This window comes from Neobacillus drentensis (genome assembly GCF_036965645.1).
GTDB lineage: Bacteria > Bacillota > Bacilli > Bacillales > Cytobacillaceae > Neobacillus > Neobacillus drentensis_D.
The window spans coordinates 1-8,350 of sequence record NZ_JBALPZ010000120.1 but is presented as its reverse complement, the minus strand read 5'-3'; the positions used below and the strand labels follow the sequence as shown (position 1 = coordinate 8,350).

Sequence of the window (8,350 nt, the reverse complement as noted above, 5' to 3'; positions counted from 1 at the left end):
CAGGTTAAAAAAATTTCTACTTTCTAAACAAAGTATTTCCGAGAAAATCATTCTATACTTTAGCCATAGCAAAGAAATACTTTTTGTATTAGGGAGGACTTCAAATATGTTTATTGGTGTACCGAAAGAAATTAAAAACAACGAAAATCGTGTTGCCCTTACTCCTGCCGGTGTTGTTACATTAATTACCGCTGGTCATATTGTATTAATCGAAAAAGACGCCGGTATTGGAAGCGGTTTCGCAAATGAAGATTATTTAAAAGCGGGCGCTGAAATCATTGAAGATGTTAAAGAGGTCTGGTCAAAAGCGGAAATGATTATGAAGGTAAAAGAGCCTTTAGAAAGTGAATATCAGTATTTCCGCCAAGGATTAATTTTATTTACTTATTTACACCTTGCTGCTGAACCTGCTTTAGCACAAGCTTTAAAGGATAAAGGTGTCTTAGCGATTGCATATGAAACAGTCTCTGTCAACAGAACTTTGCCGCTGCTTACCCCAATGAGTGAAGTTGCTGGACGAATGGCAGCCCAAATCGGTGCACAGTTCTTACAAAAGAATAACGGTGGTCAAGGAATCCTTTTAGCTGGTGTACCAGGAGTGAATCGTGGTAAGGTAACCATTCTCGGCGGTGGTATTGTTGGAACCAATGCAGCAAAAATGGCGATTGGTCTAGGTGCAGATGTGACGATCATTGACTTAAGTGCAGACCGTTTACGGCAGTTAGATGATATCTTTGGAAACCAAGTTAAGACCTTAATGTCTAACCCATTTAACATCGCTGAGGCAGTTGCGGAAGCTGATCTTGTCATCGGAGCTGTGTTGATTCCAGGTGCTAAGGCTCCAAAATTAGTAACAGAAACAATGGTGCAGTCTATGAAGCCAGGTTCTGTAATTGTTGATGTTGCGATTGACCAGGGCGGAATTGTGGAAACAAGCGACCATGTCACAACACATGATAATCCTACTTTTGTCAAACATGGTGTGGTTCATTATTCCGTTGCCAATATGCCTGGGGCGGTTCCAAGAACTTCTACTATTGCCCTTACAAACGTTACAGTTCCATATGCATTACAAATCGCAAATAAAGGGGTTATTAAGGCCATTTCGGAAAATGAAGCTTTAAAACTCGGTGTAAATGCAGCCAACGGGGAAATAACTTATCAAGCAGTGGCCAAAGACCTAGGGTTTACTTATGTATCAGTGGAAGAGGCACTAGCAAAAGAACCTGTTATACTCTAATTCGCAGTACTACTACATTTATCCAAACCAAATGTTTTGGTTTAAAACAAGAGGCAGCTATGAAAATAGCTGCCTTTATATTATAGATATTTTCGATGTACTCCCTTTCCATCATAGGAAAACAACATATTTCTATCTTCTATCATGGTTTCTATGTGGACAGGTCTGCCCCAAAGCTGATGAATATATGGAAGCACCTTTTCAAGATACTTTACGTCTAATTCTACACCCTCATACCAATGCATCAAGTACAGCTCTCCATTTTTCAAGAAATCGCCATCATTGACCGTGATATAAGGGAATCCTCCGTTCACACGCATATTCACTAATTGATCACGGACATGTTCCCATTCTTTATCAACAATCTTATAATCCCTTCCCTGCTTTTGGAACAGATACATATCCTCTCTCATCACTAAGTCCTTGTTTAAGTAATTACGAAGAAAAGAAATGTCTGATTCAACTTCCCTTACCTCGAACATCTTTTCCCTGCCGGACCCTGGCTGAACACCTCTTCGTTTCATCTCTTCAGTTGGGTTATTATATCTTTCTTCGATATCCTCAAAGATTTTAATACCAAGGTAATAAGGATTGATTCCCGTTTTGGATGGTTGAACAACCCCCGCATTCAGTTTAGCAAATTCAATCGCCTCACCACTTGTTAAATCCAATTCGCGTAATATCCGTTGATGCCAAAATGAGGCCCACCCCTCGTTCATAATTTTCGTCTCTAGCTGCGGCCAAAAATAAAGCATTTCCTCACGCATCATGGTTAAAATATCGCGCTGCCAATCCTCTAACTCTCTACTAAAGGTTTCAATAAATAATAATAAGTCCTTTTCCGGTCTTGGCGGGAACTTCCTTTTCTTCGGACTGCTGATTACCTTATTTTCTTTTTCATCCAGCTTCCATAAATCATCATATGGGGTTACATTTCGCTGCTCATCATCTTCATCGTCATCTAGATCTGTAATGGACCATGAAAGCTTCGGCCTCATTAGAGAAGGGTCAATATGCTCATCAATGGCTAATACAGCATCTAAAAAGGTTTCTACTTCCTTCTTTCCATATTGTATTTCATATTTATGGATTCGCTCTGCAGTTGCAGCCATACTTTCTACCATATCCCGCTTGGTATTCTGGAAGCGGACATTATTTTTAAAGAAATCACAATGAGCCAAAACGTGGGCTACGATTAACTTATTTTGAATAAGGGTGTTAGAATCAAGCAAAAACGCATAACAAGGGTTAGAGTTTATTACGAGCTCATAAATTTTACTTAATCCTAAATCATAATGCAGTTTCATTTTGTGGAATTGTTTCCCGAAGCTCCAATGTGAAAATCGAGTTGGCATCCCATAAGCACCAAAAGTATAGATAATTTCAGCTGGACAGATTTCATAACGCATTGGATAAAAATCCAGGCCAAAGCCTCTGGCAATTTCGGTAATTTCACTAATAGCATATTCTAGCTGCTTACGATCTTCTATGTTCATTCCTCACTCCCCCTTTTCCTCTTAAAACAATGTATGAAGAAAAGGTGGGATTGATGAGAAAGATGGCCAAAAAACAATAGCAAGCCCTATTGTTTTTGTTATTCTATTGTTAATGACAAAAGGTCTTATTGGTTACGGGATTCATGATGAAATGATTGATTTAATTTTTTTGCCTCTTTCGCTAAGAGGAGTCCAACATATTTATTACGTCTCCATTCGTTTCTAAAAACCGAAAGAGGTGGATTTGTCTCTCCAACCAAGTAACTAATTTCAATAGTCATCGCCGGTTTGTGATAGGTCGTTATATACCAATCGGTAAATCCTCCGCCGATTGCGTTCGGATCAGGTTTGGCTAACTTATAGCCAGTCAGCCTTGCTACCTTTTTCGCAAGCATAAAATCTCGGTTCAAATGTTTCCCATTTTTATAATTCCAAAAAATCTCCCTCCCTGCTGTATGATAAGCAACTGCTAGTGAAGGCTTTATTTCCTCAATAAATGCAGTTAAGGCAATAACTTCTTTGGATTCAAATGGTTTTTCACCCTTATAAAATGCATAGCTGGGGTTTGACGGTTCTTCATTTAAACTGGTCCAGCCTGCCGGATATTGTCTGTTTAGATCGACTCCCACCCCATTAGCTTTCCATCTCTTTAGATTTTTTGAGCCTTCATTCATCAACAGCAATTGTTTTTGAAATTTGGGAGGGAATGATTTAAGTTTTCTTTGTTGAATATTAACACCATCCGGATTAAGCATAGGGATAAACCAAATCGAAACTTGATTCAAGATATCAGTTGATCTAAATCCTATTCTTTTGCCTTCCTGATAGGCTTCGGCATAACTCTCGAGCATGTTCATCAGAAGGGCGCTTGTCAGCCATTCTCGTCCATGATGCGCACCAACCAATACAATATTAGTTCTTCCCTTTCCCAGCTTTACTCCCCAAATCTCCTTACCCATATGACTTGTTCCTATAGACTTAATTTCAATATGCTTTCGATATTTTTTAGTGATTTTTTTCAGATCTTGCTGCAGACATTCATATGAATATGGTTGATCTACAGTTACAATCTTTGCATCTGCCGCGGGATTTATAAGTGTGAATAAGCAGAAAAGGACACAAATGAATCGACCCAATTTAAGGCACCACTTTTCTTTAAAAAACTTATTTTATACTGGTAAATGTTAAAAACACCGTAAACATAAGGTGTCCAACATTTTCTGTGAAAGTTATCGGAGGAATGTCATAAAATAAAGTCAACTCCTAATAAGGAGGAGGCAAAAACAAATGAATAAATTGGATTACGATCGAGCGTTATATTATACGCACAGATCTGAATGGGACAATTTGCTTATCTTAATGGTTCGGACAAAGGACCAATTTTTATCGAAAAAGATTGAACAATTCCTGCACGCTTATAATTTTGAACGTGACTACACCGTGATTGAAACAAAATTATATAATCTTCTTCGTTACATTGACCATGCTAACGAATCTCTGGACCCTGATACAAATGGCTTACCGATGTATAGTCTTTCCTGAAAATTGAAGTGGATACCGAATTGTTGAGAAAAATTTTCTACCGGGAAAATGGAATTCCACCAAAAAAAAGGCCTCCAATATTGGAGGCCGTTTTATTAGAATAGGCTGAAGTTATACCTTATTCGGTTTAATTAGTTTGAACCATTTTTACCTTCTTTTCTACTAACTCCATAAAGTCTTTTTCAATGGTTTGCAGCTTTTGTTTGCTTTCTGCAAGACTTGAACTATTGACACCAAAATAAAATTTAACTTTTGGCTCTGTACCTGATGGGCGTAGGCAGACCCATGATCCATCTTCAAAAATATATTTTAAAACATTGGATTTAGGTAATTGAATGGACTCTTCTCCATCTTTTGTTGTCCGGATTCGAGTTAAATAATCTTCACTAGCAAGAGTTTTAAGTGAACCTAGGTTTGTCAAGGATTCCTTACGGAATGATGCTAATAAGCGTTGAATCATCTCTGCTCCTTCTTTGCCTTTCAGGGTTAAAGAACGAAGTCCCTCTTGATAGAAGCCATACTTTTCAAATACCCCTAGCAGCCCTTCATAGAGGGTTAATCCTTGCTTTTTATAATAGGCACAGACTTCCACAGCGAGGAGCGCTGCTTGAACAGCATCCTTGTCACGTGCAAAGTCTCCAATTAGGTATCCGTAAGACTCTTCGTAGCCAAAAAGGAAGGTGTGATCACCTGTTGTTTCATATTCATTGATTTTTTCCGCGATAAATTTAAATCCTGTTAAAACATCAATGGTTTCTAAATTGAAAGCATCAGCAATTCTCCGGCCTAATTCAGATGTAACAATGGTTTTTAGCACAACACCATTGTTTGGCAATGTTCCTTTCTCTTGTTTCTGAGAAAGAAGATAATCCACTAATAAGGCACCGGTCTGATTACCCGTTAAAACAATATATTCTCCTGCTTCATTAAGAACGGCAATTCCAAGACGGTCTGCGTCAGGATCAGTGGCAATTAAGATATCCGCTCCGATCTTCTTTCCATCGCGAATCGCCAATTCAAATGCCGCATGCTCTTCAGGATTTGGACTCTTTACGGTTGAAAATTCAGGATCAGGCAATTCTTGTTCTTTTACAACCGACACATTCTTATATCCTAATGCCGCAAGGCCAGCCCGAACTAATTTATTGGCCGTCCCATGTAATGGAGTGAAGACGATCTTAATATCGCTCTCCTCAGCAAGGCTTGGATTCTCAGAAATAGTCTTTAATTTTTCAATATAGACTTGGTCAATTTCTGTGCCAATGGTTTTGATTAATCCGGCATTGCGTAATGATTCCTCATTGCTAACTTGAATTAGTAATTCATTATCAATTTCATTTACCTTGGCAATCACGATGTCAGCCGCTTCAGGTGGCAGCTGGCCACCGTCTGAGCCGTACACTTTATAACCATTATATTCTGGAGGATTATGGCTTGCTGTAACAACAATGCCAGAAAAAGCGTTTAAGTGTCTTAATGCAAATGAAAGTTCCGGTGTAGGACGTAACTCATCAAATACATAGGTTTGAATTCCTTTAGAAGCAAGAGTTTTAGCAGCCTCTAATGCAAATTCCGGTGATTTATGACGTGAATCATAAGCAATGACTACTCCACGCTTTTTTGCTTCCTCCCCCTGTTCTTCTATGTATGCTGCTAATCCTGCGGAAGCCTTACGAACTGTATAAACGTTCATACGATTGGTGCCCGCACCTATTTCTCCCCGCATTCCACCTGTGCCAAACTCTAGATTCTTATAAAATATTTCTTCGAGTTGTTTTTCATTTCCCTTTAATGCTTCTAATTCATTTTTTAATTCATTGTCCAGATTTTCAAACTCCAGCCAACTTTTCGCAATTGCTTTCCAATCCATAGATGTGTCCCTCCTAGTTTTGTCCATACAATAATTCTAAGTTAAGGTCTGTTACTCCTCTGAAAAACCCGCTATAAAAACCGACAAATTTTGCAGAGTCAGGAAAATCTCCATCTTCTATAATACCTTAAAAATACTGATAATAAGAATATGAATTAAAAAAAGCCTGTAAAAAACAGGCTTAATGTTAACTCTTGCTTTTATATAATAAGCTCATTGTCTGCTTTTGTATAAATACTAAGCATGGAACCCTTCAAGCTTTTCCCTTCATAAAACTGCTCAAAGTCAAAGGGAAAAAACAGTCCAAATTCTTTTAATGTGGCAACATTTCTATTGAATACCATCTCGTATTGCTCGTCTAACTGTGACGACTCCAAAATTGAAATAACTGTTTGTATACTCGTCATAACTTGAAAGGCATCTTTTAATGTATTAAAATCCAAAGACGTATCCAAAACCTTTAATTCCTCAAATTGACTGATTTCTTCATCACTAAAATACTGAGGAAAAATATTGGAATAAATGTACCTCACCAGTTCATTAATCTCTTCTTCTTGACTTGGTGTCGAGGCAAAAACTATTTTCACTTATTTAACCCACCTTTGCCATCGCTTATTTCTGTCGTAATATATATCATAAGAATAACATAATTCGTAGTGAATTTTGGGTGGTAATTATCACCACAGCAAATTTAAAAAAACTCCAGATATAAAAATGAAGCTGGAGCTGGACAATAGATTAAAGGAGAAAAATTATGTACTTAACCAAACGAACTGGTGAGTGGCTGCAAATCATTATTCCAAGAGAGTGGGATGGGCTTACCCTTGAATACCTTTTCCGGCAAGTTTGGGAAGCTCCCAAAAAATTAACTCATCAATTCCGGTCCGAGAATAAGGTTTTACTGGAAGGCAGCCAGGTTTACTGGAACTCACCATTAACTGCTGGCGCAAAGCTTCAACTCCATCTTTTTGAAGAAGAAACTTCTCAAGTGATTCCAACCTATCATGAGTTAAATATATTGTTTGAAGATGACCATGTGTTAATTATTAATAAACCGCCATTTATGACAACTCATCCAAACGATCCAGCTAAAGAAACGGATTCCCTTTTGAACGCTGCAGCCTTTTATTTGTTAGCAAAAGGTGAATCAGCTAATGTACGTCAAATCCATCGGTTAGACCGTGATACATCGGGCGCCATTCTTTTTGCAAAACACGCACTAGCAGGTGCGATTCTAGATAAAATGCTTGAAAAACGTCTAATCAAAAGAACTTATCTTGCCGCTGTACATGGGCTAATTAAACAGCGGAAAGGCACCTTAAACATGCCGATTGGCCGAGACCGGCATCATGCGACAAGACGCAGAGTGTCACCAACTGGACAAACTGCGGTTACCCAATATCAAATTTTAGATTTTAATAAGCAAAAGGATTTTACTTTAGTTAAATGTTGGCTTGAAACGGGGAGAACTCATCAAATTAGAGTTCACTTTAGTCATTGGGGTCATCCCTTGATTGGTGATACATTATATGGAGGTAAACCAGTCACGGACAGACAGGCTCTCCATGCAGCGAAGCTCGAATTTACCCATCCGTTTACTCACGAAACAATTATATGTCATGCACCATTTTCGGATCTGTTTGAATTTTTTCAATCTATTGATATAAAAAAAATATAGAAAAAAGGATGTCTCAACTCCATTAGAGAGACATCCTTTTCGTTTGTTATTTATTTTTAGTCTGCTTTTCTAAAGGCTCGCATAATAAAACTTAAAAGAAGCACTAAAACTGCGGCGCCGATGATGGCAGGTATTATGGCAAAGTCAGCTACATTTGGTCCCCAGTTTCCCAAAACTGCTCTTCCTAACCATGCACCAACAAAACCTGCGATGATATTACCAATAATGCCCCCCGGAATATTTCTTCCGACTATTAAACCTGCTAACCAGCCGATGATACCACCAACAATTAATGACCAAATGAAACTCATTTAGAACACTCCTTTTTAGTATTCTTCATTTCACTTTTTTTGTTTATTCCTCAGGCAGTTAAAGCTTAATTACTTTTACCCTTGTTTACTGCCTGTACATATAAAGTACCCTGTTTTTTTATTTATACTCATGAAAAAATCATATTTAAAAAGACATAAATTAATGATAGTAGGCAAAAGTAATAAAGAAATTCTTTAATCATATAGCCATAT

At 37.9% G+C, this 8,350-nt stretch carries 8 protein-coding genes; 3 read left to right on the top strand and 5 right to left on the bottom strand.

Going from position 1 to position 8,350, the window contains the following annotated elements:
• Positions 1 to 106 precede the first annotated feature (106 nt).
• Entirely contained in the window at positions 107 to 1,240 is a 1,134-nt protein-coding gene (gene ald, locus V7266_RS20830) for an alanine dehydrogenase (RefSeq protein ID WP_335470546.1), read from the top strand.
• An 80-nt stretch (positions 1,241 to 1,320) separates the two neighbouring features.
• Here the strand turns inward: ald and V7266_RS20825 are convergent, their stop codons facing one another.
• Together V7266_RS20825 and V7266_RS20820 are read right to left on the bottom strand one after the other, a co-directional pair.
• Positions 1,321 to 2,736 carry a SpoVR family protein gene (locus tag V7266_RS20825; protein ID WP_335470545.1) on the bottom strand — a complete coding sequence of 472 codons (1,416 nt, stop codon included), beginning with the start codon at positions 2,734 to 2,736 and terminating at the stop codon, positions 1,321 to 1,323.
• A 125-nt stretch (positions 2,737 to 2,861) separates the two neighbouring features.
• Positions 2,862 to 3,872 (bottom strand): M14 family zinc carboxypeptidase, encoded by a 1,011-nt coding sequence (locus V7266_RS20820; protein ID WP_335470544.1) that lies wholly within the window; start codon positions 3,870 to 3,872, stop codon positions 2,862 to 2,864.
• Between the two features lie 151 nt (positions 3,873 to 4,023).
• On the opposite strand from V7266_RS20820, the gene V7266_RS20815 reads away from it, so the two are divergent.
• Positions 4,024 to 4,278, top strand: a complete 255-nt coding sequence (locus tag V7266_RS20815) for a YhdB family protein (protein ID WP_101649243.1) — start codon at positions 4,024 to 4,026, stop codon at positions 4,276 to 4,278.
• Between the two features lie 127 nt (positions 4,279 to 4,405).
• Here V7266_RS20815 and V7266_RS20810 read toward each other — a convergent pair whose 3' ends face one another.
• Positions 4,406 to 6,148: a phospho-sugar mutase gene (locus V7266_RS20810; RefSeq protein WP_335470542.1), complete on the bottom strand. Its 1,743-nt coding sequence runs from the start codon at positions 6,146 to 6,148 to the stop codon at positions 4,406 to 4,408.
• A 200-nt stretch (positions 6,149 to 6,348) separates the two neighbouring features.
• Positions 6,349 to 6,735 carry a YhcU family protein gene (locus V7266_RS20805; RefSeq protein WP_335470540.1) on the bottom strand — a complete coding sequence of 129 codons (387 nt, stop codon included), beginning with the start codon at positions 6,733 to 6,735 and terminating at the stop codon, positions 6,349 to 6,351.
• A 167-nt stretch (positions 6,736 to 6,902) separates the two neighbouring features.
• Here V7266_RS20805 and V7266_RS20800 point away from each other — a divergent pair, with 167 nt between their 5' ends.
• A complete protein-coding gene (locus tag V7266_RS20800; RefSeq protein ID WP_335470539.1) occupies positions 6,903 to 7,826 on the top strand; it encodes an RluA family pseudouridine synthase in 924 nt (307 codons plus the stop codon).
• Positions 7,827 to 7,882: 56 nt separating this feature from the next.
• Here V7266_RS20800 and V7266_RS20795 read toward each other — a convergent pair whose 3' ends face one another.
• Positions 7,883 to 8,137 (bottom strand): GlsB/YeaQ/YmgE family stress response membrane protein, encoded by a 255-nt coding sequence (locus V7266_RS20795; RefSeq protein WP_335470538.1) that lies wholly within the window; start codon positions 8,135 to 8,137, stop codon positions 7,883 to 7,885.
• Positions 8,138 to 8,350: the final 213 nt, after the last annotated feature.